This window comes from Methylobacterium sp. JK268 (assembly GCF_054052225.1).
In genome coordinates this window covers 129161-152799 of sequence record NZ_JBSVZN010000006.1, presented here as the reverse complement: position 1 = coordinate 152799, position 23639 = coordinate 129161, and the positions used below count along the sequence as shown (strand labels likewise).

Here is a 23639-nt window from a genome sequence, read left to right as displayed (position 1 = left end):
GAAGGCGGCCGGCCCATGGGCCGCGTCCCCTCCGGCGGCCGCGCGGACGGGTTCAGCCTCGTCGAGATGCTGGTGGTGCTGGCGATCCTGAGCCTCGCCGCGCTGGCGGGGGGCGTGGTCCTGAACGGTCTTCTGCCCGGCCGCCGCCTCGATGCCGCCGCGGCGAGCCTCGCCCGGGAACTCGCGGCCACGCGCGGCCATGCACGGCTCTCCGGCGCGCTCGCGGTGCTGCGCCTCGACCCGGACCGGCACCTCGTGCTCAGCACCCGGCCCGGCGCCCCGGCGCTGGCCCTGGCGGGGTTCGCGGTCGCCGTGGAGGCGGGACCCGGGAGCCGCGCCGCGCCCGGCGAGATCCGCTTCGCGCCCGACGGCTCGTCGTCGGGCGGGGCCGTCCTGCTCGCCGGCCCGGGCGGCCGCCGCCGGCTCGTCGTCAGCCGCCTGACCGGGCGGGTCGCCGAGGAATCCGGCCCGCCGTGAACCGCCCGTCAACCCGGCGCCGCCAGGCTGCGGGGGCGGTCCGCGCCATCCGTCGCGCCGGGGCCGCGAACCGGATCGATGCGCCGATGGGCAGGAGCGGCCCCTCCCCCCGGTCCCTGCGAGGCCCGGTTCCGGCGCGAAGCGCGGCCGAGGCGGGGTTCACGCTGGTGGAGGCCCTGGTCGCCCTCGCGGTGGCGGCGCTGATCGGGCTGCTGCTGGTGCAGGCTGTGCGGGGCGCCGGGGCGTTGACGCAGCTCGGCGCCCGGATCGCCGTCGAGGCCGACCTCGCCACCGTGCGCGACCACCTGCGCGGCGCGCTCTCCCGGCCGCGGGGACGGGGTGCGGATGGACGCCAGCCCCCCTTCCTCGGCACGCCCGAGCAATTCGCCGCCACGATCGCGGCCCCGATCGACACGGAGCGCGGGGCCGACCTGCGGATGGTGCTCGCTGCGGCACCGCGGGCGGATGGCGGGATCGACCTCGTCGAGAGCCGCGGCCTCGACACGGGCGCGGCCGATCCTCCCGAGGTGCTGGTGGCAGGCGCCGCGGCCCTGCGCCTGCGCTATTTCGGGACCGGCCAGACCGAGATGCAGCCGCGCTGGCTGGACGGCTGGACGCGGCGCGACCGCGTCCCGGACCTCGTCGAGATCACCCTCGCCTTCCCGCCGGGCGACCGGCGCCGCTGGGCGCCCCTCGTCATCGCCTTGAGGGGCGCCTCGTGAGGGGCGGGCCCGCGGAGGGCTTCGTGCTGCCGTCGGTGCTCGTGGTACTGATCGTGGTGGCGATCGCCGCCTCCATCGCCGCGACCCGCTTCGCGGGCCATCTCGGCGTCACCGGCGGCCGGGCGGAGAGCCTGCGCCTGCAGGGCATCGCGGATGGGACGGCGCGGCTCGTCGCGGCGTCGCTCCTCAACGAGCGCCAGCGGAGCGCGCCGGGTCTCGGCCTGCCGGAGGATGGCCGCCCCGTCGCCTGCCCCCTCGGACCGCGCCTCGCCATCACGATCGCGGTGCAGGACCAGGCCGGGCTCGTCGACCTCAACGCGAGCCCGCGGGCGCTGCTGGAGGCCGCCTTCCGGGTGCTCGGCCTCTCCGACCGCGACGCCGGGGCGATCGCCGCCGAGGCCGTGGATTACCGCGACGCCGATCCGGACCCGGAGCCGAACGGCGGTATGGAGGCGCCCCAGTACCAGGCGGAGGGCCTGCCCTACGGGCCCCGCAACGCCCCGTTCCGCAGCGCCGCCGAGATCGGCATGCTGCCGCATCTCGGCGAGGCGGACGCGGCCAAGCTGGTCCCGTTCCTGACGGTCTACAATCCGACCGGAAAGTTCGACCCGTCCCTCTCCCCGCTGCGCGGCCTCCTCGGCAGCACCGTCGGGGAGGCCCTGCGGCCCTACGCGGCGCGCTCGCCCCGCAGCCACTTCGCGATCCGGGTCGTCACCGCCGCGGGACGGGCGCGGGCGCAGCGGGAAGCGGTGCTGGCGGCGGGCTCCGGCCGCCAGACCGGCACGGGCCTGCTCAGCTGGCAGGCCGGCTTCGGCGACGGCACACCGCCCCTCGAGGGCGGCGGGCCGCACCCGGCCTGCGCGGTCCTGGCCGCCGCCTTCGGCCTCCTGGGCGGCGCGGAGGGCGGCGGGCGCTGACGTGCCGCCCTCAGGCCGCCCGGCTCTCGAAATCGATCCGCGGGTCGATCCAGCTGTAGGTCAGGTCGGAGATCAGGTTCACCACCAGCCCGACCAGCGAGAAGATGTAGAGGTTGGCGAACACCACCGGGTAGTCGCGGTTCACGATCGACTCGAAGGACAGAAGCCCGAGCCCGTCGAGGGAGAAGATGGTCTCGATGAGGAGCGAGCCGGCGAAGAAGGCCGAGATGAAGGCGCCCGGGAAGCCCGCCACCACGATCAGCATGGCGTTGCGGAAGACGTGCCCGTAGAGAACCTGCCGCTCGGAGAGGCCCTTCATGCGGGCGGTGAGCACGTATTGCTTGCGGATCTCGTCGAGGAACGAGTTCTTGGTGAGGAGCGTCGAGGTGGCGAAGGCGCCGAGCGCCATCGAGACGATCGGCAGCGTGATGTGCCAGACGTAGTCCGTCACCTTCTGCCAGAGCGGGAAGGTGTTCCAGCCCTCGCTGGTGAGGCCGCGCAGCGGGAAGATCTGCAGGAAGGAGCCGCCCGCGAACAGCACGATCAGCAGGATCGCGAACAGGAAGCCCGGGATCGCGTAGCCGACGATGACCACGCCCGAGGTCCAGACGTCGAAGGGGGTCCCGTCCCGCACCGCCTTGCGGATCCCGAGCGGGATCGACACCGCGTAGGAGATCAGCGTCATCCACAGGCCCAGCGTGATCGAGACCGGCAGCTTCTCGCGGATGAGCTGCAGCACCGAGACGTCCCGGAAGTAGCTCTTGCCGAAGTCGAAGCGGGCGTAGTCCCACAGCATCTTGGCGAAGCGCTCGGGCGCCGGCTTGTCGAAGCCGAACTGCTGCTCCAGGCGCTTGATGAAGGCCGGGTCGAGCCCTTGAGCGCCGCGGTAGCGGGAATTGGCCTCGCCCCCGCCGCCCCGCGGCGCGGCCCCGCCCGCGAGGTCGCCCCCGCCGCCGGTGACCCGGGACATCGCGCTCTGGCCCTGGAGCTGGGCGAGCACGCGCTCCACCGGCCCGCCCGGGGCGAACTGCACGATCACGAAGGAGATCAGCATGATCCCGAGGATCGTCGGGATCATCAGGAGCAGGCGGCGCAGGATGTAGTTCGCCATCGCGTCAGCCCCGCCCGATCCGCCGCGCCCGGGCGGCATCGACCCACCAGATCGCCGGGGCGCCGAGCCCGTAGCGCGGCAGCGGGTCCGGCCGGCCGTAGAGGTCCCAGAGCGCGAGCCGGTGGGAGCCCGAGTACCACATCGGCACCCAGTAGCGGCCCGCCCGCAGGCAGCGGTCGAGGGCCTTGCAGGCCACCGTCAGTTCGGCCCGGCTCGCCGCGGTGGCGACCCTGTCCAGCATCGCGTCGATCACCGGATCGGCGATGCCGGCGTAGTTCTGCGAGCCCGGCGTGGCGGCGCTGCGGCTGCCGAAGACCTCCCGCAGGTCCGCCCCGGGCGTCGCGGAGCCGCTCAGCCGGATCGACATCACGTCGAAGTCGAAATCCTTGACGCGGGCCTGGTACTGGGCCGGGTCGACCATCCGCGAACTCGCCCGGATGCCGAGAAGCCCGAGATTCTTGATGAAGGGCTGCACCAGCGGCTGGAAGACCGGCGACGCATCGAGGAACTCGAAGGCGAGGGGCTTCCCGTCCGGCAGCTTGAGCTGGCCGCCCTCGCGGATGCAGCCCGCCTCGCGCAGCAGCGTGTCGGCCCGGCGCAGCAGCGCCCGGTCCTGGCCGGAGCCGTCCGAGCGTGGCGGCGGGACGGGCGCGCCGAAGACCTCGTCCGGGACCCTGCCGCGGAAGGGGTCGAGGAGGGCGAGTTCCTCCGGGCCGGGCGGCCCCTCCGCCTTCAGCTCCGAATTCTCGAAGAACGAGGCGGTCCGGCGGTAGGCGCCGTACATCAGGTTCTGGTTCGACCACTCGAAGTCGAAGGCGAGCCCGATCGCCTCGCGGATGCGCGGGTCCTTGAAGACCGCGCGGCGGGTGTTGAAGAACCAGCCCTGGGTGCCCAAGGGCGTGGCGTCCGGCACCGTCTCGCGCTTGACGCGCCCCTCCTTCAGGGCCGGGAAGTCGTAGCCGGTCGCCCAGATCCTGGAGGTGAACTCCTCCCGCCAGGTGAAGGCCCCGGCCTTGAAGGCCTCGAAGGCGACGTCGCGATCGCGGAAATACTCGTAGCGGATCTCGTCGACGTTGTTCTGGCCGACATTGACCGGCAGGTCGGCGCCCCAATAGTCGCGCACCCGCTCGAAGGCGATGAAGCGGCCGACCTCGAAGCGGGCGACCTGATAGGGACCCGAGCCCAGCGGCGCCTCCAGGGTCGAGGCCTCGAAGTCACGCCCGGCATAGAAGGCGGCCGAGAAGATCGGCAATCCCGCCACGGTCAGAGGCAGGTCGCGGCTGCGGCCGGGCGCGAAGGTCACCGTGACCGCCTCGTCTCCCTCGGCCACCGCGTCGACGACGTCGCGCAGCAGCGCGGCGATCACCGGATGGCCCTTCTCCTTCAGGATTCTGATCGAGAAGACGACGTCGCGGGCGGTGAGCCGCGTGCCGTCGTGGAAGCGCGCCTGCGGGCGCAGGGCGAACCGGTAGGCGAGCCCGTCCGAACTCGCGCGGACCGAGCGGGCGACGAGCCCGTAGAGCGCGTCGGGCTCGTCGAGCGCCCGGGTCATCAGGCTGTCGAAGGTGAGGTTCATGCCGGCGGCGCCGTCGCCCTTCAGCACGTAGATGTTGAGAGTGTTGAAAGTGTCGAGGGACTGGTTGCCCGTGCCGCTGGAGATCTGGGTCGAGAAGGTGCCGCCCTTCGGCGCCATCGGATCGACGTAGTCGAAGCGCGGGAAGTCGGCCGGGTACTTCAGCTCGCCGAAGATCGACAGGCCGTGGCGCTCGGGCCCCGGGAGGGCGGCACCCTCCTGGGCGACTGCCCCCTGCGCCCCCTGGGCGGCCTGCGCGCAGGCGGGGCGCGGCAGCGTCCCGGCGAAGGCCGCGCCGGCCGCGAGGCCGAGCACCCTGCGGCGGGTCGCCCTCATCGCGCCACCCCGGTCTTGGCCGCCGACGCCTGATCGTACCACCAGGTCCAGGGGAAGCCCGAGCCGCCATAGGCCGGCAGGGTCGCCGGGTGCGCGAAGCGGTTCCAGCGCAGCGTCCGGCTCACCGTGGTCGTCCATTGCGGCACCACGTAGTCGTGGGCGAGCAGCACCCGGTCGAGGGCGCGCGTCGCCGCGACGAGCTCCTCGCGATCGCCCGCGTAGATCACCTTCTCGATCAGCGCGTCGACGCCCGGATCCTTGATGCCCGCGAGGTTGCGCGAGCCCGGCCGGTCGGCCGCGGCCGAGCTCCAGAAATCGCGCTGCTCGTTCCCGGGCGAAAGGGATTCCGGCCAGTTGGCGAAGGCCAGTGCGTCGAAGTCGAAGCCGCGCACGAGGTTCTGGTACTGGGCCGGGTCGACGACGCGCAGGGACACCTTGATGCCGAGCCGCTCCAGCTGCTGGCGATAGGGCAGCACCACCCGCTCGGCGGTGGCATCGAAGCCCAGGAACTCGACCGTGAGGGGCTGGCCGCTCGCGGCCTCCACCATCTGGCCGCCCTTCTGGGTGAAGCCGGCGGCGTTGAGCAGGCGCACCGCCTCGCGCAGGTTCGTCCGCTGCGCCTCCGCGCTGCCGTTCACCGGGTTGCGGTAGGGCTCGGTGAAGACCGTCTCGGGGATCTTGTCCTTCACGCTCTCCAGGATCGCCCGCTCGCGCCCCTCCGGCAGCCCCGAGGAGGCGAGTTCGGTGCCGAAGAAGTAGGAATCGATCCGCCGGTAGAGCCCGTAGAACAGGGTGCGGTTCATCTCCTCGAAGTCGAAGGCGAGGTTGAAGGCCCGGCGCACCCGCGGATCGGCGAACTTCTTGCGGCGCAGGTTGAAGGTGAAGGCCTGCATGATGCCGCTGCCGCGGGAGGGGAACTCCTCCTTGAGGATCCGCCCCTCCTTCACGGCCGGGAAGCCGTCATAGGCGGTGGCCCAGTTGCGGGCGATGTTCTCGCTGCGCCAGTCGAACTGGTCGGCCTTGAAGGCCTCGATCAGGACCGTGCCGTCCCGGTAATACTCGTTGCGCAGCGTGTCGAAGTTGTAGCGGCCCCTGTTCACCGGGATGTCGCGGCCCCAATAGTCGGGCACGCGGGCGAAGGTGACGCTGCGCCCGGCATCGACCGCGGCGATCCGGTAGGGACCGGAGCCGAGCGGCACGTCGAGCGTCGTCTCGGTCGGGTTGCGGGGGCGCCCGGCCGCGTCCTTGCCCGTCCACCAGTGCTGGGGCAGCACGGGCAGCTGGCCGACGATCTGCGGCAATTCCCGGTTGCCGGCCTCCGTGAAGGTGAATCGCACCTCGCGCTCGCCCACGGCCTCGGCCTTCGTGACGTTGTGGTAGTAGGAGGCGTAGAGCGGGTTGTTCTGCTTCAGGATGTCGAAGGAGAAGACCACGTCCTGCGCCGTCACCGGGGCACCGTCGTGCCACCTCGCCTGCGGCCGCAGCCGGTAGGTGACGCTGCCGAGGTCGTCGGCCACCTGCACGCCCTCGGCGAGCAGACCGTAGGAGGTGAAGGGCTCGTCCGCCGCCTCGGTCATCAGCGTATCGTAGATCAGCGGGACGCTGTCCTCGAGGTCGCCCTTCAGGCCCGAGACGATCAGGTTGAGGTTGTCGAAGGAGCCCTGCTGCCCGAGGCGCAGGAGGCCGCCCTTGGGTGCATTCGGGTCCGCGTAGGCGAAATGCGTGAAGTCGGCCGGGTATTTGGGCGTGCCGAGCAGGGTCAGGCCGTGGCGCCAGGGCGGATCGGCGAGGGCCGGCGCGGCCGGCAGGGCGGGAACGAGGCCGAGAACGGCGAGCGCGGCGAGGCTGCGGCGTGAGATCACGCGGGGGGTATCCTCCGGCTGGAGCCCGGCGCGGGGCGCCCGGCCCGTCGTGGGCTTGCGCCTGTTCTAGGTATGCGGGCCGGGTCCGCCAACCCGCCGGATGCGCGCAGGGGCGCGCCGGCACCCGGTGGCTGCGGCGGACACGAGACCGTCGCATTCTCCACAAGTCTCCCGGAAATCGGTCGATATCGCCCCGGTCCGGCGCGAGAACCCGGAGGCCCGCTCGGCTTTTCCGGAACCATCGGGGGTTTTGGCTCGGATATTGACCTAGCGTTAGAACTCCCCGGATAGAGGGTCCGCGAGGCATTGTCTTGCCGCAGCGGGGCGCGCGGCGCGGGGGCAGAAGCGATGACGGCACGATCGATCTCGGAGACGCTGACGATCAGGCGGGTGATCATCGGGATCGTCGGCGTCCTGGGGATCCTGCTCAGCACGATGGCGCTGCGCGACCTCGCGGAGGGTTGGGCGGACCACGACCGCCAGCGCCGGGCGGCCGCGCTCGCCGGTCTCGACGAAGCCATCCTGGATGCCGTTCAGGGCGTGCGCTTCGAGCGCGGCGACACGCTCGGCGCCCTGGCCCAGGTGCCCGACCGCGCGGGCGTTCCGGCCGGGATCGCGGCGGAGCGCGGGGATGCCGACGCCGCCCTGACGAGGGTGCTGGACGGGATCGCGGCGGCGGGGACTCTCGCGGGCCTCCCCGAGGCCGGCGCGGCGCTGGGGGACGCCTACGACGCCCACCGGGCCGCCCGCCGCGCCGTCGACGAGGCCCTGCTCCTGCCGCGGGCCGAGCGCGACAGGGCCCTGCCGGCGCGGATCCTGACGACCGGCGCGCAGCTCTTCGCGAGCCTCGAGACGACCGGCAAGCTCATCGAAGCGGAGCTGCGCCGGCTCTCGGCCGCGGCCGGGCGGCTGCTGACGATCAAGAACCTGATCTGGCAGGCGCGCGGCTCGGCCGGGGACGCCGTCGTGACGGCGATCGGCGGCCTCTCGAACCGCGGCGGCGTCTCTGCCGCCACGCTCGACGCCGTGATCGCCAAGCAGGAACAGGCCGCAGGCACCTGGGCCTTCGTGCGCGACGTGCGGGCCTCCGGCGATCTGCCGGCGAGCCTCGCCGCCGCCATCGACGCGGCGGACGCCGCGTTCTTCGCCGCGGAGGTCCGGGACCGGACGCGGGAGGTGGTGCGGCGGATCGCGGCGGGCCAGGACCCGGCGATGACCCCGCCGCAGGCGCAGACCTACTTCATCCCGCGCCTCACCACCGTCGCGCAGGCCGCCAAGGCGGCGCTTTCCAGCGCGACGGAGGACGCCGCCGCCCGGACGCAGGCGGCCCGCTCCGCCCTGGTGCGGGGCGGCGCGCTGTTTGCCGCCACCCTGGTCCTCGTCGCGGCCGGGTGCCTCCTCGCCCATGTCCGGGTGGCGCGGCCGATCGCCCGGATGACCGAGGCGATGCGCGGCCTCGCCGGGGGCGACACCGGGATCGCGGTGCCGGACCTGAACCGGCGTGACGAGATCGGCGCGATGGCGGCGGCCGTGCAGGTGTTCCGGGACAGCCTGCTGCGCACCCGCGCCCTGGAGGAGGAGACGGCGCTCGCCCGCGCCTCCGCCGAGGCGCAGCGCCGGGCGGGCACGCACCAGCTCGCCGACGCGTTCGAATCCGCCGTGGGCGGCATCGTGGTCCGGGTCTCGGCCTCCGCCGGCCAGTTGCGGTCGACCGCCGAGGCCATGGCCGCCACGGCCGGGGAGACCGCGGGCAGCGCCGCCGCCGTGGCACAGGCCGCCACCGCGGCGGCCGCGCATGTCGGCACCATCGCGTCGGCCGCCGAGGAACTGGGCACCTCCGTCGAGGAGATCGGCCGGCAGGTCGCCGGCGCGGCCGGGCTCGCGCGGGTCGCCGTGGCGGAATCGGATCAGGTGGGGGCCCACGTGCAGGCGCTCAACGCCGCGGTGACCAAGATCGACGACGTGGTCGGGATGATCGCCAGCATCGCCGGCCAGACCAACCTGCTGGCCCTCAACGCCACCATCGAGGCGGCGCGGGCCGGCGAGGCCGGGCGCGGCTTCGCCGTGGTCGCGGCCGAGGTCAAGGCGCTCGCGACGCAGACCGCGGCAGCGACCGGGGAGATCGGTCGCCAGATCGCGCAGGTCCAGGGGGCGACCCAGCAGGCCGCGGAGGCGATCGGCGGCATCGGCGGCCGCATCCGCGCGTTCGACGCCGTGGCGACCGCGATCGCGGCGGCCGTCGAGGAGCAGGGGGCGGCGACGCGCGAGATCGTGCGCAGCGTCGCCGAGGCCGCGCAGGGAACGGGCGACGTCACCGGGGCGATCGGGACGGTGTCGGGCGCCGCCGAGGCGACCGGCGCCGCGTCGAGCCAGGTGCTCGCCTCCGCGTCCGACCTGTCGCGCCAGTCCGATCACCTCGCCGAGGAGATCCGCCGCTTCCTCGCCACGGTGCGGGCGGCGTGACGCCGAAGGCTGCCCGCAAGGTCGATCGGTCGAGGCCGCGCCCTGCGGCGCACTCTCTCCTTCCGGGAGCCCCGGATGCGCTTTGGTTCGTGCGCATGCCGTCTCCCGGCACGCCTTGCGGATCCACACGTCGCTGCCTGACACAAAGTGATTGAGGATGAAGCGGGATCTCCCCTCCCCCTTGTGGCGACCGTGTGCACACAGCATCGAAAAACGCGCATTGTTTCAACAGGATGATCGATCACATCGATCAGACATCGGGCCGGCCCGCCATCGCTCATCCGCACGCACTGCACGATCGCCTGCATGGCGTCGGAAGGCTCGACCGACGCCGATCAGGCGGATGACCGGCAGATGTCACCCAGCCAAGCGGCGGTAACCCAGCATCAGACCCGGCCGATGGCAACAAACCCAACTCCCTCATGCTGAGGTGCGACCGTAGGGAGCCTCGAAGCATCCCAGAACAGTCTGTCCAAGCAGATCTTGTGTTGGATCTATGGTGAGGGGTGCTTCGAGGCTGCGCGCGATCTTCGATGGCCGCAGCACCTCAGCATGAGGGGTCTTGTGCCTTCCAGATCTGTTCAGCCGATGAGCCGGCTACCGAGATGTGTGCGCACCGTAGCCCCTTTTGGGGAGGGTAGGGGTCGGGGTCGTGGAGGAGGCTCAACGGTGCCTCCTGCACCATCCCCACCTCCAACTCCTCCCCAGTCTCGACGCGTTGCACGTTCCAACCGCGACGTGTGAATGAATAAGCCCGGCGCGCGGGAAGAGGAGAAACCCGAGCCTCATCCGGCGAAGCGTGAGCGCGACGCGCCCCCCAACGCATACGCGAGCCGGGGAGGGAGCGGAGGGTGCCGCGCGCCTCACCTGAGCCTCACGCCGTTCGGGAAACCCGCCGCCAGGGCCGCGCGCCTCGCCCTTACGGCTTGGGGAACTCCACCGGGCTGTCCGAGAGCGTCTTCAGGTACGACAGGATGTCGGCCCGCTCGGCGCCCGACGGCACGCCCGCGAAGGCCATGATCGTGCCCTGCACGTAGCCCTTCGGGTTATGGATGAACTGGTCGAGATCCTCGTAGGTCCAGTTCCCACCCTTGCCCTTCATCGCCGCCGAGTAGTTGAAGCCCTCGTGGCTGCCCTTCGGCCGGCCGACCACGCCCCAGAGGTTCGGGCCGACCTTGTTCGGACCGCCCTTCTCCAGGTTGTGGCAGGCCTGGCACTTCTTGGCCGCCGTCTGGCCCTTGGTGGCGTCGGCGCTGGCGAGCCGCACCGGCAGGGGCTCCTCCTTCGCCGCTTCCGCCCCGCCGCCCGCGGCCGGCGCCTCGGAGGCGGCCGGCAGGGCATAGCCGCGCTCGCCGGCCGGCTTCGGCTTGTAGATCAGCTCGGCGAGGAAGCCCGTGCCCATCGCGAACAACAGCGTGCCGAGCACGGCACCGGCGACCTTGTTAAGCTCGAAGGAATCCATGTCTCGGCAGCTCCGGTGCTCGAACGAGCAGGGCCTCTCAGGCGGTGGGCGATGCGGGTGCGGCCCCCAGGGAGCCGCGCGCGGGGCGAACACGGCCGGGTGCTTAGCCGTTCTTCCGCGCGATTGACAATGGCTCCAATGAACGTCGGTTGGTCGCAGAGGCGTTTCGCGACGCCCTGCGGCAAGCGTGCCGCGCCGCCCGGTGGCGGGCCGGCCCAGAAATGCTCTATGAGCGCGGGAGGAGCATGGACACCCGCCTCGAACCCGGCCCGCACGCATGTCCGACCCGCTGATCCTGATTCCCGCCCGCCTCGCCGCGACGCGCCTGCCGAACAAGCCGCTGGCCGAGATCTGCGGCGAGCCGATGATCGTTCATGTCTGGCGCCGCGCCATCGAGGCCGGCCTCGGGCCGGTGGTGGTCTGCACCGACGCGCCGCCGGTGGTGGAGGCCGTCGAGGCCGTGGGCGGCCTCGCGGTGCTGACGCGGCCCGACCATCCCTCCGGCTCCGACCGCCTCGCCGAGGCGCTGGCGATCATCGACCCGGAGGGCCGCCACGACGTGGTGGTGAACGTCCAGGGCGACCTGCCGACCATCGCGCCCTCGGCCATCGCCACCGCCGTGACGCCGCTGGCCGACCGCTCCGTCGACATCGCCACCCTCTGCGCCGAGATCACGCGGCCGGAGGAGCGCACCGAGCCGAGCGTGGTCAAGCTCGTGGGCGCGGCGATCTCGCCGACGCGCCTGCGCGCCCTCTACTTCACCCGCGCCACCGCGCCCTGGGGCGAGGGGCCGCTCTACCACCACATCGGCCTCTACGCCTATCGCCGCCGGGCGCTGGAGCGCTTCGTGGCGCTCAACCCGAGCCCGCTCGAATTGCGCGAGAAGCTGGAGCAGCTGCGCGCCCTGGAGGCCGGGATGCGCATCGACGCGACGATCGTCGACGACGTGCCGCTCGGCGTCGACACCCCCCACGACCTCGAACGCGCCCGCGCCATCATGGCGGCGCGGCGCCTCAACTGAGCAGAAGGTTCTCAAACGCTTCCCGATGACCCGTACGATCTCCTACCAGGGCGAGCCCGGCGCCAACTCGCACATCATCTCGGCGGACGCCTATCCGGACTGGACGCCGCTCCCCTGCCCGACCTTCGAGGACGCCTTCGCGGCAGTGCAGGACGGCAGCGCCGATCTCGGCATGATCCCGATCGAGAATTCCATCGCGGGCCGGGTCGCCGACATCCACCACCTGCTGCCGGCCTCCGGCCTCCACATCGTGGGCGAGCACTTCCTGCCGATCCACTTCCACCTGATGGCGCTGCCCGGGGCCGACCCGGCGCGGATCCGCACCGTCCACAGCCACGTCCACGCGCTCGGCCAGTGCCGCAAGGTGATCCGCCGCCGGGGGCTGAAGGCGGTGGTGGCGGGCGACACCGCCGGCTCGGCCCGCGAGGTGGCCGAGAGCCGCGACCCGACCCGGGCCAGCCTCTCCCCGCGCCTCGCCGCGGAGATCTACGGGCTGTCGATCGTCGAGGAGAACGTCGAGGACGAGGCCCACAACACCACCCGCTTCGTGGTGGTCTCCCGCGAGCCGGCGCCGCCCGCGCCCGACAGCGGCCCGACCGTGACGAGCTTCGTGTTCCGGGTGCGCAACATCCCGGCCGCGCTCTACAAGGCGCTCGGCGGATTCGCGACGAACGGCGTCAACATGACCAAGCTCGAGAGCTACATGGTCGAGGGCCAGTTCACCGCGACGCAGTTCTACGCGGAGGTCGAGGGCCATCCAGAGGAGCCGCCGCTGCGCCGCGCCCTCGACGAACTCGGGTTCTTCTCCCGGGAGCTGCGGATCATCGGCACCTACCCGGCCCACCCGTTCCGCGAGAGCGCCCGCGTCCCGGCCGAGTGACACGGGATCCGGGCTCGACAGGGCGCCCCGGTCGCGGGCAATCATGGGCGGCCCCGCTGCCCTCCGGTGACCCGAAGGCCATGACCGACCTCGACGCCCTGTTCTCCGCCGCCCGGTCGGCACAGGCCCTCGCCTACGCCCCCTACTCGCGCTTCCAGGTCGGCGCGGCGATCCTCGACGAGGAGGGGGCGATCCACGCGGGCTGCAACGTCGAGAACGCCGCCTACCCTGTCGGGACCTGCGCGGAGGCCGGCGCCATCGCCGCCATGGTGGCGGCCGGCGGCCGGCGCATCGCGGCGATCCTGGTCGTGGGCGACGGCGAGGCCCTGGTGACGCCCTGCGGCGCCTGCCGCCAGCGCATCCGGGAATTCACCGGGCCGGACACCCCCATCCACGTGGCCGGGCCGGAGGGCCTGCGCCGCAGCTTCACCGTGGACGCGCTGCTGCCGCTCTCCTTCGGCCCGGACAACCTCGCGCCGGGCAGGGCCCGGGCGGGAACGGACCGGGCGGGCAAGCCCGGGGCCGAGGCGTGACGGTCCGGGATCCGCGCGCCGAGGACGCGGCCCGCACCCTGCGCGAACGCGGCTTCGGCGGCCCCTTCGCGCTCGCGGTCGTCGCCGGCACCGGCCTCGGCCCGCTCGCCGAGCGGCTCGGGGCGCCCCGGTCCCTGCCCTACGCGGCGGTGCCGCACTTTCCCGAATCGGGCGTCTCGGGCCATGCCGGGCGCCTCGTGGCGGGCGACCTTGCGGGCCGGCCGGTGCTGCTGTTCCAGGGCCGCTCCCACCCCTACGAGCGCGGCGACGCCGCCGCCATGCGGGTGCCGCTCGGGGCGCTGGCGGCGCTCGGCGCGCCGCCGCTCCTCCTCACCAACGCGGCCGGCTCCCTGCGCCGCGAGGCGGGTCCCGGGGCGCTGGCCCTCGTCAGCGACCACCTCAACCTCGCGGGGATGAACCCGCTGATCGGCGAGCCCTCGGATGCGCGCTTCGTGCCGATGGTCGAGGCCTACGACCCCTGCCTGCGCGCCGGGCTGCGCCGGGCCGCCGCCCGGGCCGGCATCCCCCTGCACGAGGGGGTCTACGCGTGGTTCTCCGGCCCCAGCTTCGAGACACCGGCCGAGATCCGCATGGCCGAGAGGCTCGGGGCGGATCTCGTCGGCATGTCGACGGTGCCGGAGGTGATCCTGGCGCGGTTCTTCGGGCTGCGCGTCGCCGCGCTGTCCACGGTCACCAACTACGCCGCGGGCTTCGACGGCGGCGCACCCCACCACGCCGAGACGAAGCGCGTCGCCGGGGAGGCCGCCGACGCGGTCGGCCGGCTCCTGGCGGCGTGGCTGTCCGGCCCAGAGGCACCCTGATGCGCCTGCCCCAGGAGATCATCCGCGCCAAGCGCGACGGGGCCGCCCTCGATCCCGGCGAGATCGCCGCCTTCATCGCGGGCCTCACCGACGGGCGGGTCACCGAGGGCCAGGCGGCAGCCTTCGCCATGGCGGTGTTCTTCCGCGGCCTGTCGCTGCCCGAGCGGGTGGCGCTCACCCGCGCCATGATGGAGTCCGGCACGGTCCTGACCTGGGACCTGCCCGGCCCGGTCCTCGACAAGCACTCGACGGGCGGCGTCGGCGACACGGTGAGCCTGCCCCTCGCGGCTCTCGTGGCGGCCTGCGGCGGCTACGTGCCGATGATCTCGGGGCGCGGCCTCGGCCATACCGGTGGCACCCTCGACAAGCTCGACAGCATCCCGGGCTATGTCACCGCGCCCGACACCGCGCGGTTCCGGGCGGTGACGCGGGAGGTCGGCTGCGCGATCATCGGCCAGACCGCCGATCTCGCCCCGGCGGACCGGCGCCTCTACGCGATCCGCGATGTGACCGGCACGGTGGAATCCCTCGACCTGATCACCGCCTCGATCCTGTCGAAGAAGCTCGCGGCGGGGCTGGGCGGGCTCGTCATGGACGTGAAGGCAGGGTCGGGCGCCTTCATGGCGCACGAGGAGGAGGCGCGGGCGCTGGCCGAGAGCCTGGTCGCGGTGGCGAACGGGGCCGGCCTGCCGACGCGGGCGCTCCTCACCCGCATGGACCAGCCCCTCGCCTCTGCCGCCGGGAACGCGGTCGAGGTGGCCTACGGGGCGGACTACCTCGCCGGGCGCCGCCGCGCGCCGCGCTTCCACGCGGTGACCCTCGCGCTCGCCGCCGAGATGCTGGTCCTCGGCGGCCTCGCCGCGGACGCGGACGCGGCCACGGCGCGGCTGGAGGCGGCGCTCGCCTCCGGCCGGGCGGCCGAGATCTTCGGGCGGATGGTGGCGGCTTTGGGCGGCCCGGCCGATCTCGTCGAGCGGCCGGCGGCGCACCTGCCCGCCGCCCCGGTGGTGCGGCCGGTGCCGCCGCCGCGGGCCGGCGTGGTGGCGGGCATCGCGACCCGGGAGGTCGGGCTCGCGGTGATCGGACTCGGGGGCGGGCGCACCCGTCCGCAGGACCCGATCGACCACGCGGTCGGTTTCACGGACCTGGCGGCGCTCGGGGACGCGGTGGGGACGGGAGCGCCGCTCGGGGTGGTCCATGCCCGGACCGAGGCGGGCGCCGAGGCCGCGGCGGCTGCCCTCCAGGCGGCGTATGCGATCGCCGAGGCGGGCGAGGCGGAGGCTGCGCCGATCCTGGGACGGGTCGAGGCGGCGGAGTGAACCCTCCCCCGCAGAGGGGGGAGGGTGACGTTGCGAATCCGCCTGGAGCAGGCCGTAGCCCGTCGGGATAATGGCTCACGGCGCGTCCTCCTCCGGCCCCCCGCCGGGGGGCGTCAGCCCGCGTCCGATCGCCGACACGACGGTCTCCACCTGCGCGCGCAGCACCGGCTCGCTCAGCGTCATCAGCTTCTCGTCGAGGCCGAGGCTCACCATGCCGTGCGTGGCCGAGAATAGCGAGCGGGCGAGCAGCGCGCGCGCGGCCTCGTCGAGGTCGGGCCGCAGCACGGCGAGCGGCGCCTCGATGTGCTGGAACAGCCGCACCTGCTCGCGCAGAAACCACGCGGGCGGCGTGCCCGCCATCCGGTGCTGGAACAGGGCGCGCCACCGCGCCCGATGCTCGACCGCGAAACGCAGGTAGCTCACCGCGAGGCGCACGAGGTCCTCCGTCGCCGCCCGCCGGTCGGGCCGGTCCGGTCCGCCCCCTGCGGTCGCGGTCGCGACCGCGGTGATCGTCCGCTCGAAGAGCTGCAGCGTGCGCAGGTTCACGCTCAGGATCAGCGCGTCGAGGTCAGGGAACACCGTGTAGATGGTCCCGAGCGCGCAGCCGACCGCCTTGGCGAGGTCGCGCGCCTTCAGCCCGGGAAGGCCCCCCGCCACGATCGCCGCCTCCGCCGCATCGATCAGGGCGCCGCGCAGCGCCTCGCGGCGCTCCTCGGTGGTCACCGCTTCCTCGACGATGAACGATGTTCAAAAATCCTCTTGAACAGTGTTCGATTCCGTGGGATCGTGCGTTCGTGAACAACGTTCATGAGACTCTCGATGCTTCGACTCTTCGCCACCCTCGCCCGCGGGACCGCTGCCCGCGCCTGCGAGGACATCATCGACCAGAATGCGCTGCCGCTCCTCGACCAGCAGATCCGCGAGGCCGCCGCCGCCCAGGAGGAGAGCCGCCGCGCGCTCGCCCAGGCCATGGCGCGCCAGGGCGCCGACGCCAAGCAGGAGGAAGTGCTGCGCGCGCGCCTCGCCGACCTGGAGACCCGCGCGGTGGCGGCCCTGACGGGCGGGCGCGAGGATCTGGCCGGGGAGGCCGCAACGGCCATCGCCGAGTTGGAGGCCGACATCGCGGGCCTGACCGAGGCGCGGGCCGCCTTCGGCAAGGAGATCGACGTCCTGCGCCGGGCCGTGCAGGAGGGCGCGCGCCAGCTCGCCGAGCTGGAGCGCGGCCGACGCCTCGCCGAGGCGGGCGAGGCGGTGCGCCGCCTGCGCGGCCGCCGCGGCGAGGGCGCGCCGGGCACGGCCGCCGCGCTGGCCGAGGCGCAGGCCACCCTGCGGCGCCTGCGCGAGCGGCAGGCCCAGGAGGCGGCCGCGGCCGAGGCGCTCGCGGTCATCGACCTCGCCAGACCCGCCGGCATCGCCGAGCGGCTGGAGGAGGCGGGCTTCGGTCCCCGGACGCGCCCCAGCGCCGCCAGCGTGATGGAGCGCCTGCGGGGCAAGGCGGCCGGGAACCCGGCAGCGCCGTGACCGCAGGGCCGCCGCGTCCATCCGACCCGTTTCCACCACCGCAGCCCCCGATTCGATCCCGCCACAACTTGGCCCACAGAAGGACGTCTCCTGCGATGAATGCGCAGCCCGTGACCCAACACACCTCGGCCTGGGTGGCCTTCACCTACGCCTCGTTCATCGGCGCCGCCACCATGGTGGGGGGCGGCATCCTGTTCCTGCCCCTCGATCTCTGGATCAAGGGCTACCTGATGATGGGCGTGATCATGCTGGTCCAATCCTGCGTGACGCTCGTCAAGACCGTCCGCGACGTGCATGAGGGCCGCCGCATGGTGAACCGCATCGAGGATGCACGCGCCGAGCGGCTCCTGATGGAGATGAGCAAGGAATAGCTGGTAGGATGCGCGCCGCTCCCACGGCACCACCGCCCCGGCCGACCCCAACCGATCAAGGTTCGATCATGTCAGGATCGCTGATGACGACGCGGCGCTTCGCGCCGCTGTTCTGGTGCCAGTTCTTCTCGGCCTTCAACGACAACTTCCTGAAGAACGCGCTGGTGTTCCTGATCCTGTTCGGCGTCGGGGGGACGGGCGGCGGGGCCGACGGCGGCTCGGCCGCCCTGGTGACGCTGGCGGGCGCGGCCTTCATCGCGCCCTTCTTCTTCCTGTCGGGGCTCGGGGGCGAACTCGCCGACCGGCACGACAAGGCGTGGCTGACCCGCCGCCTCAAGGCCGCCGAGATCGGGGCCGCCGGGGTAGCGGTGCTCGGGTTCGTCCTCGCCTCGGTGCCGGTGCTGTTCGCGGCGCTGGTGATGTTCGGCGCCATCGCGGCCCTGTTCGGGCCGATCAAGTACGGCATCCTGCCCGACCACCTGAAGCGCGCCGAACTGCCGGCCGGCAACGCGCTGATCGAGGCCGCGACCTTCCTCGCCATCCTCATCGGCACGATCGCGGGCGGGCTCGCCGTCACCCACGGGGGGCCCGCCGCCTTCGGCGGGCTGGTGATGGGCTTCGCGGTCCTGTGCTGGGCGGCGAGCCTGCTGATCCCCCCGACCGGGGAGGCGGCGCCCGGCCTCGTCGTCGACCGCAACGTGCTGCGCTCCACCGCCGGCCTGATCCGCGACCTCTACGCCGACACGCGCCTGTGGCGCACGGGGCTGATCACCAGCTGGTTCTGGCTCGTCGGCGCCGTCGTGATGGCGCTGCTGCCCGCGGTGGTGAAGGGCAGCTTCGGGGGCGACGAGACCGTGGTCACCACCATGCTCGCCCTGTTCTCGGTCGGGGTCGCGGCGGGGTCGGGCCTCGCCTCCTGGCTCTGCGCCGGGCGAATCGTGGTGCTGCCGACGCCCGTCGCCGCCCTGATCATGGGCGTCGTCTCCCTCGACCTCGCCTGGGTGGCGGCCCACACGGCGCTTCCCGCCGTGCCGCTCTCGGCCGGGCCCTTCCTCGCACGCCTCGTCGGCGCGCGGATCGCCCTCGACTTCGTGCTCCTCGCCGCCGCGGCGGGCCTGTTCATCGTGCCCTCCTTCGCGGCGCTGCAGGCCTGGACCCCCAAGGAGGTCCGCGCCCGGGTGATCGCCGCCTCGAACGTGCTCTCGGCGGCCCTGATCGTGCTGGGCGCGCTCGGCATCGCCCTGCTGCAGAAGGCCGGCCTCTCGGGGGCCGGGCTGTTCCTCATCGTGGCGCTCGCCAACATCGCGGCCGGGATCGCGATCTTCGCGGTGCTGCCGACGAGCGCCTTCCGGGACTTCCTGTCGATGCTGTTCCGGGCGGTCTACCGCATGGAGGTGCAGGGCCTGGAGAACCTCGACAAGGCCGGCCCCAACGCCATCATCGCCCTCAACCACGTGAGCTTCCTCGACGGCGGCCTCGCGCTGACCCTGACCGAGCGCGACCCGGTCTTCGCCATCGACCACGGCATCGCCCAGCGCTGGTGGGTGAAGCCCTTCCTGTGGCTGACCCGGGCGATGCCCCTCGACCCGACGAAGCCGATGGCGACGCGCCGCCTGATCAACGCCGTCCGGGACGGCGAGACGCTGATCATCTTCCCCGAGGGCCGGCTCACCGTCACGGGCAGCCTGATGAAGGTCTATGACGGGGCCGGCCTCATCGCCGACAAGTCGGGCGCCATGGTGGTGCCGGTGAAGATCGAGGGTCCGGAGCAGACCCTGTTCTCGCGCCTGTCGCGGGCGCAGGTGCGCCGCCGCTGGTGGCCGCGCTTCACCGTGACGATCCTGGAGCCGGTGCGGCTCGCCGTCGACCCGGCCCTCAAGGGCAAGGCGCGCCGCCACGCCGCGGGGGCGGCCCTCTACGGGATCATGTCGGACCTGATCTTCCGCACGGCGCCGATCGACCGCACGGTGTTCGACGCGGTCGTGGCGGCGGCCGAGCGCGAGGGCCCCCGGCGCGTCGCCGTCGAGGACCCGGTCTCGGGCCGCCTCACCTATCGCCGGCTCCTCGTCGGGGCGCGGGTGCTCGGCCGGGCGCTGCGGGACCTCGCCCCCGAGGGCCGCGCGGTCGGCGTGATGCTGCCGAACGCCAACGCCGCCGCCGCCACCGTGCTCGGCGTCATGGGGGCGGGCCGCGTGCCGGCGATGATCAACTTCACGGCCGGCGCCGCGACCATCCTCAGCGCCTGCAAGGCCGCGGAGGTGGACACGATCGTCACCTCGCGGGCCTTCGTGGAGAAGGGCCGCCTCGACGCGCTCGTCGCCGGCCTGTCCCAGAGCCTGCGCGTCGTCTACCTGGAGGATGTCCGCGCCCGGCTCGGGCTCCTGGCGAAGCTCGACGGGTTCCTGAACTGGCGCCGGCCCCTGGTGGCGCGCCGCCCGGACGATCCGGCCGCGATCCTGTTCACCTCGGGCAGCGAGGGGCTGCCGAAGGGCGTGGTCCTGTCGCACCGCAACATGCTGGCCAACGCCGCCCAGGCCCAGGCCCGCATCGATTTCGGCCGCACCGACAAGGTCTTCAACGTCCTGCCGGTGTTCCACTCCTTCGGCCTGACGGTGGGGCTGGTGCTGCCCCTTGTCTCGGGCGTGCCGGTCTACCTCTACCCGTCGCCGCTGCACTACCGGATCGTGCCGGAACTGGTCTACGGCGTGAACGCCACGATCCTGTTCGGCACCGACACCTTCCTCGCCGGCTACGCCCGCTCCGCGCATCCCTACGACTTCCGCTCCCTGCGCTACATTCTGGCGGGCGCCGAGCCGGTGAAGCCGGAAACCCGCCGGGTCTACGCGGAGAAGTTCGGCCTGCGCATCCTGGAGGGTTACGGCGTCACCGAGACGGCGCCGGTGCTGGCCCTCAACACGCCGATGTTCAACCGCTTCGGCACGGTGGGCCGGATCATGCCCGGCATGGAGGCGCGGCTCGACCCGGTGCCGGGCATCGCCGAGGGCGGGCGGCTCTTCGTGCGCGGGCCGAACGTGATGCTGGGCTACCTGCGCGCCGAGAAGCCCGGCGTCCTGGAGCCGCCCCCGGGGGGCTGGCACGACACCGGCGACATCGTGACGATCGACGCGGACGGGTTCATCACCATCCGGGGCCGCGCCAAGCGCTTCGCGAAGGTCGGCGGCGAGATGATCTCCCTGGCGGCCGTCGAGGCGATGGCGGCGGAGCTGTGGCCGGAGGCGAATTCCGCGGTGGCCACCCTCCCCGACCCGCGCAAGGGCGAGCGGCTGGTTCTGGTGACGGAGCGGCGGGACGCCACGCGCGCGGCCTTCCAGGCCCACGCGCGGGCGCGGGGCGCGAGCGAGCTCTCCGTCCCGGCGGAGATCCTGGTGGTCGACCGCCTGCCGGTGCTGGGCTCGGGCAAGACCGACTTCGCGGCCGTGACCCAGCTGGTGCGCGAGCGGGCGAGCGTGCCGGAGGCGGCGGAGTAGTGGTGCGCCCCCCTCGCAAGCTTGTCGAGCCAGGCGCGGCGGACGTCGCCACGCCTCCATCGGCTTCCGACGGCTCGGGCATTGCCGGCTCATCTCCGTCGGACCCTCGCCTGCAGCCGGCTTGACGTCCTTTGATTGTTCAAGCCTTGATTCGCGCCAGGCCAGTATTTTCAGTGCTCCTCCGTGATATCATAGGATAATACACCCGATATCCGCCGGTTTTACACCTCATTCACCAATCTCCATTTTTATATCGCAACGATCCAGCAACACCGCCGCGCGATCATTGTCGGAAACCGGCAATTAAGCTGCGCGCGGGCATCGTCCGACGCGCAATCCAATCGAGACCGCTGCATCGGGCGGCCGACTGGGACGAGGAGCGGATGACGGATCTCATCGCCTGCCTGACGGAGCAGCACGACCTGCGCCTCATCGCCGTGGCGGCCCTGATCTGCGCGGTCGGGTCCTACGCGACGCTCGCGCTCGGCCGCCAGGCGATGCGGTCCCGCGCCCCGCGCGAGCGCGCCGCCTGGGCGGCCGCCGGCGTGGTGACGACGAGTTCGGCGATCTGGGCGACCCACTTCGTCGCCATGCTGGCCTTCGAGCCCGGGATGGCCTTCGGCTTCGCGCTGCTGCCGACCCTGGCCTCCTTCGCGGTGGCGCTGCTGCTCGTGGGCCTGGGCGCGCTGGTGATCGTCGGCACCGGGACCCGCGCCGGAGGCCTCGCCGGGGGCGCGATCATCGGACTGGCGATCGCGGCCATGCACTATACCGGCATGGCGGCCTACCGGGTCCAGGGCGCCATCGCGTGGGACGGGGTGCGGGTCGCGGTCTCGGTCGGAATCGGCGTCGGGTTCGCGATGCTCGCGATGGGCCTCTCCTACGCGCGGCAGCGCCTCCTGCGCGACCTCGCGCCCGTCGCGCTGCTGCTCGCGGTCTGCGGCGCCCACTTCATCGGCATGAGCGCGCTCACCCTGCGCTTCGACCCCCGCGTCTCGATCCCGGACGGTGCCCTCGACGCCGCGATGGTGGCGATCCTCACCGCCAACGCCGCCTTCCTCATCCTCGGCGCGGCGCTCACGGCCCTACGCCTGCACCTCCTCGCCCTACGGCGGCGGCGGGCGGAGCGTCAGCGCCTGCGCGACCTGACCGACATCGCGGTCGAGGGGCTGCTGATCTGCGACGGCGAGACCGTCGCGGGGGCGAACCGGAGCCTGGAGCAGATTCTCGGGCTATCCCGGGAGGAGGTGATCGGACGTCCCCTCTCCGCGCTGCTCCCCGGGCTCACAGCCGGCGCGATCCCCGTCGCGCAGGAGCGGGACGCGACCCTGCGCGACGCCGCCGGGACGGAGATCCCGGTGCGGGTGATCGGCCAGGCCCTGGCGATCGACGGCCGCAGCCACCGGGTCGTCGCGGTGCGCGACCAGCGCGACCGCCTGCGCGCCGAGGCCGAGATGAACCGGCTGGCCCATCACGACGCCCTCACGGGCCTCGCCAACCGCCTGCGCTTCAACACCGCGCTGGCCGAGCGCTTCGCGACGCGGCGGCGCGCGTCCTTCGCGCTGCTCACGCTGGATCTCGACCGCTTCAAGTCGGTCAACGACACGCTCGGCCACGGGATGGGGGACGCCCTGCTCTGCCGGGTCGCGCGCCGCCTCGAGCGGGTGGTGGGGGAGGACCTCGTCGCCCGGCTCGGGGGCGACGAGTTCGCCATCCTGCCCGCGGGCGACGGGGACCTGCCCGCCATCCAGGCGACCGCCGAGCGGGTGATCGACATCCTGGCCCGGCCCTTCCTGATCGACGGGCACGTGCTCGACATCGGCGCGAGCATCGGCATCGCGCTGGCTCCTCAGGACGGCGAGACGCCCGGGCAGCTCCTCGGCAGCGCCGACCTCGCCCTCTACGGCGCCAAGGCGGAGGGCGGCGGGCGATTCCGGATGTTCGAGGGCGAGATGAACGCCCGCATGCAGGCCCGCCGCTCCCTGGAGCAGGACCTGCGCCGGGCGCTCGCCCGCGGGGAATTCACCCTGCACTACCAGCCGCAGGTCGACGCGCGGACCGGCCGCTACGACGGCGCCGAGGCGCTGATCCGCTGGCACCATCCCGAGCGCGGCCTCGTCTCGCCGGCCGCCTTCATCCCGCTCGCGGAGGAGACCGGGCTGATCGGCCCCCTCGGCGAGTGGGTCCTGCGCACCGCCTGCGCGGAGGCCGCCGGCTGGCCGGACCACCTCACCGTCGCGGTCAACCTCTCGCCGGTGCAGTTCCGCGACGGGCGCCTCGCCGCGGCCTTCCGCACCATCCTGGCCGAGACCGGCCTGCCCGGCCGGCGCCTGGAGATCGAGATCACCGAGGGCACCCTGATGCAGGACGAGCAGCGCACGCTCGCCATCCTGACGGAGCTCAAGGGCCTGGGCATCCGGATCTCGATGGACGATTTCGGCACCGGCTACTCGTCGCTGAGCTACCTGCGCCGCTTCCCCTTCGACAAGATCAAGATCGACCAGTCCTTCGTGCGCCAGACGCCGCAGGACAACGACAGCGCGGCGATCGTCCGGGCGATCACGATGCTCGGGCGCAGCCTCGGCATCAAGACGACCGCCGAGGGGGTCGAGACGGAGCAGCAATCCCGCTTCATCACCGGGGAGGGCTGCGACCAATTGCAGGGCTACCTGCACGGCCGGCCGATTCCGGCGGGGGAGATCGCGAGCCTGTTCCGGGCGCCGCCCCATTGCGGCGCCGCGCCCCTGGCGGCGAGCGCCTGA

General features: G+C 73.0%; 18 protein-coding genes. 13 read left to right on the top strand and 5 right to left on the bottom strand.

Annotated features, from left to right (window positions below; all coding sequences use genetic code 11):
- Positions 1-15: 15 nt before the first annotated feature.
- The 3 genes from ACW9J6_RS08450 to ACW9J6_RS08440 all read left to right on the top strand — a co-directional run bounded on the left by ACW9J6_RS08450 (position 16) and on the right by ACW9J6_RS08440 (position 2116).
- Entirely contained in the window at positions 16-477 is a 462-nt protein-coding gene (locus ACW9J6_RS08450; protein ID WP_457116014.1) for a prepilin-type N-terminal cleavage/methylation domain-containing protein, read from the top strand.
- A gap of 86 nt (positions 478-563) precedes the next feature.
- On the top strand, positions 564-1199 hold the full coding sequence (locus ACW9J6_RS08445; protein WP_457116013.1) for a hypothetical protein: 636 nt from the start codon (positions 564-566) through the stop codon (positions 1197-1199).
- Positions 1196-2116: a general secretion pathway protein GspK gene (locus ACW9J6_RS08440; protein WP_457116012.1), complete on the top strand. Its 921-nt coding sequence runs from the start codon at positions 1196-1198 to the stop codon at positions 2114-2116. Before ACW9J6_RS08445 ends, ACW9J6_RS08440 begins: the two co-directional genes overlap by 4 nt.
- Before the next feature lie 10 nt (positions 2117-2126).
- Here ACW9J6_RS08440 and ACW9J6_RS08435 read toward each other — a convergent pair whose 3' ends face one another.
- Genes ACW9J6_RS08435 through ACW9J6_RS08425 form a run of 3 tightly spaced genes read right to left on the bottom strand, consistent with a single transcriptional unit; the run spans position 2127 to position 6998 of the window.
- Positions 2127-3227 (bottom strand): microcin C ABC transporter permease YejB, encoded by a 1101-nt coding sequence (locus ACW9J6_RS08435; RefSeq protein WP_457116011.1) that lies wholly within the window; start codon positions 3225-3227, stop codon positions 2127-2129.
- A gap of 4 nt (positions 3228-3231) precedes the next feature.
- Positions 3232-5136, bottom strand: a complete 1905-nt coding sequence (locus tag ACW9J6_RS08430; protein WP_457116010.1) for an extracellular solute-binding protein — start codon at positions 5134-5136, stop codon at positions 3232-3234.
- Positions 5133-6998: an extracellular solute-binding protein gene (locus ACW9J6_RS08425; protein ID WP_457116009.1), complete on the bottom strand. Its 1866-nt coding sequence runs from the start codon at positions 6996-6998 to the stop codon at positions 5133-5135. Before ACW9J6_RS08425 ends, ACW9J6_RS08430 begins: the two co-directional genes overlap by 4 nt.
- 348 nt (positions 6999-7346) lie before the next feature.
- Here ACW9J6_RS08425 and ACW9J6_RS08420 point away from each other — a divergent pair, with 348 nt between their 5' ends.
- Entirely contained in the window at positions 7347-9461 is a 2115-nt protein-coding gene (locus ACW9J6_RS08420) for a methyl-accepting chemotaxis protein (protein ID WP_457116008.1), read from the top strand.
- Positions 9462-10380: 919 nt separating this feature from the next.
- Here ACW9J6_RS08420 and ACW9J6_RS08415 read toward each other — a convergent pair.
- The gene (locus ACW9J6_RS08415; protein ID WP_457116007.1) at positions 10381-10923 is read right to left on the bottom strand and encodes a c-type cytochrome; all 543 of its coding nucleotides are present in this window, start codon (positions 10921-10923) and stop codon (positions 10381-10383) included.
- 277 nt (positions 10924-11200) lie between these two features.
- Between ACW9J6_RS08415 and ACW9J6_RS08410 the strand changes: the two genes are divergently transcribed.
- The 5 genes from ACW9J6_RS08410 to deoA all read left to right on the top strand — a co-directional run bounded on the left by ACW9J6_RS08410 (position 11201) and on the right by deoA (position 15497).
- Positions 11201-11944 carry a 3-deoxy-manno-octulosonate cytidylyltransferase gene (locus ACW9J6_RS08410; RefSeq protein WP_457116006.1) on the top strand — a complete coding sequence of 248 codons (744 nt, stop codon included), beginning with the start codon at positions 11201-11203 and terminating at the stop codon, positions 11942-11944.
- Positions 11945-11969: 25 nt separating this feature from the next.
- Positions 11970-12824, top strand: a complete 855-nt coding sequence (locus ACW9J6_RS08405) for a prephenate dehydratase (protein WP_457116005.1) — start codon at positions 11970-11972, stop codon at positions 12822-12824.
- Positions 12825-12904: 80 nt separating this feature from the next.
- Entirely contained in the window at positions 12905-13357 is a 453-nt protein-coding gene (locus tag ACW9J6_RS08400) for a cytidine deaminase (RefSeq protein WP_457116004.1), read from the top strand.
- Positions 13354-14178: a purine-nucleoside phosphorylase gene (locus ACW9J6_RS08395; protein WP_457116003.1), complete on the top strand. Its 825-nt coding sequence runs from the start codon at positions 13354-13356 to the stop codon at positions 14176-14178. Before ACW9J6_RS08400 ends, ACW9J6_RS08395 begins: the two co-directional genes overlap by 4 nt.
- Entirely contained in the window at positions 14178-15497 is a 1320-nt protein-coding gene (deoA, locus tag ACW9J6_RS08390; RefSeq protein WP_457116002.1) for a thymidine phosphorylase, read from the top strand. Before ACW9J6_RS08395 ends, deoA begins: the two co-directional genes overlap by 1 nt.
- A 75-nt stretch (positions 15498-15572) precedes the next feature.
- Here deoA and ACW9J6_RS08385 read toward each other — a convergent pair whose 3' ends face one another.
- Complete coding sequence (locus ACW9J6_RS08385) at positions 15573-16220, bottom strand: TetR/AcrR family transcriptional regulator (RefSeq protein WP_457116001.1); 648 nt, start codon at positions 16218-16220, stop codon at positions 15573-15575.
- A 96-nt stretch (positions 16221-16316) separates the two neighbouring features.
- Here ACW9J6_RS08385 and ACW9J6_RS08380 point away from each other — a divergent pair, with 96 nt between their 5' ends.
- From ACW9J6_RS08380 to ACW9J6_RS08365, 4 genes are all read left to right on the top strand, one after another.
- Complete coding sequence (locus ACW9J6_RS08380; protein ID WP_457116000.1) at positions 16317-17018, top strand: PspA/IM30 family protein; 702 nt, start codon at positions 16317-16319, stop codon at positions 17016-17018.
- A 95-nt stretch (positions 17019-17113) separates the two neighbouring features.
- On the top strand, positions 17114-17389 hold the full coding sequence (locus ACW9J6_RS08375) for a YiaA/YiaB family inner membrane protein (RefSeq protein WP_457115999.1): 276 nt from the start codon (positions 17114-17116) through the stop codon (positions 17387-17389).
- Positions 17390-17457: 68 nt separating this feature from the next.
- Positions 17458-20877 carry an acyl-[ACP]--phospholipid O-acyltransferase gene (locus ACW9J6_RS08370; RefSeq protein WP_457115998.1) on the top strand — a complete coding sequence of 1140 codons (3420 nt, stop codon included), beginning with the start codon at positions 17458-17460 and terminating at the stop codon, positions 20875-20877.
- Positions 20878-21260: 383 nt separating this feature from the next.
- Positions 21261-23639, top strand: coding sequence for an EAL domain-containing protein (locus ACW9J6_RS08365; protein ID WP_457115997.1), 2379 nt, complete (start codon positions 21261-21263; stop codon positions 23637-23639).

What these genes read in the sequence shown, in the direction of transcription:
- ACW9J6_RS08450 (WP_457116014.1), top strand. Translation starts at nt 16, where the DNA reads ATGGGCCGCGTCCCCTCCGGCGGCCGCGCGGACGGGTTCAGCCTCGTC.
- ACW9J6_RS08445 (WP_457116013.1), top strand. Translation starts at nt 564, where the DNA reads ATGGGCAGGAGCGGCCCCTCCCCCCGGTCCCTGCGAGGCCCGGTTCCG.
- ACW9J6_RS08435 (WP_457116011.1), bottom strand. Translation starts at nt 3,227, where the DNA reads ATGGCGAACTACATCCTGCGCCGCCTGCTCCTGATGATCCCGACGATC.
- ACW9J6_RS08430 (WP_457116010.1), bottom strand. Translation starts at nt 5,136, where the DNA reads ATGAGGGCGACCCGCCGCAGGGTGCTCGGCCTCGCGGCCGGCGCGGCC.
- ACW9J6_RS08420 (WP_457116008.1), top strand. Translation starts at nt 7,347, where the DNA reads ATGACGGCACGATCGATCTCGGAGACGCTGACGATCAGGCGGGTGATC.
- ACW9J6_RS08415 (WP_457116007.1), bottom strand. Translation starts at nt 10,923, where the DNA reads ATGGATTCCTTCGAGCTTAACAAGGTCGCCGGTGCCGTGCTCGGCACG.
- ACW9J6_RS08410 (WP_457116006.1), top strand. Translation starts at nt 11,201, where the DNA reads ATGTCCGACCCGCTGATCCTGATTCCCGCCCGCCTCGCCGCGACGCGC.
- ACW9J6_RS08405 (WP_457116005.1), top strand. Translation starts at nt 11,970, where the DNA reads ATGACCCGTACGATCTCCTACCAGGGCGAGCCCGGCGCCAACTCGCAC.
- ACW9J6_RS08400 (WP_457116004.1), top strand. Translation starts at nt 12,905, where the DNA reads ATGACCGACCTCGACGCCCTGTTCTCCGCCGCCCGGTCGGCACAGGCC.
- deoA (WP_457116002.1), top strand. Translation starts at nt 14,178, where the DNA reads ATGCGCCTGCCCCAGGAGATCATCCGCGCCAAGCGCGACGGGGCCGCC.
- ACW9J6_RS08380 (WP_457116000.1), top strand. Translation starts at nt 16,317, where the DNA reads ATGCTTCGACTCTTCGCCACCCTCGCCCGCGGGACCGCTGCCCGCGCC.
- ACW9J6_RS08375 (WP_457115999.1), top strand. Translation starts at nt 17,114, where the DNA reads ATGAATGCGCAGCCCGTGACCCAACACACCTCGGCCTGGGTGGCCTTC.
- ACW9J6_RS08370 (WP_457115998.1), top strand. Translation starts at nt 17,458, where the DNA reads ATGTCAGGATCGCTGATGACGACGCGGCGCTTCGCGCCGCTGTTCTGG.
- ACW9J6_RS08365 (WP_457115997.1), top strand. Translation starts at nt 21,261, where the DNA reads ATGACGGATCTCATCGCCTGCCTGACGGAGCAGCACGACCTGCGCCTC.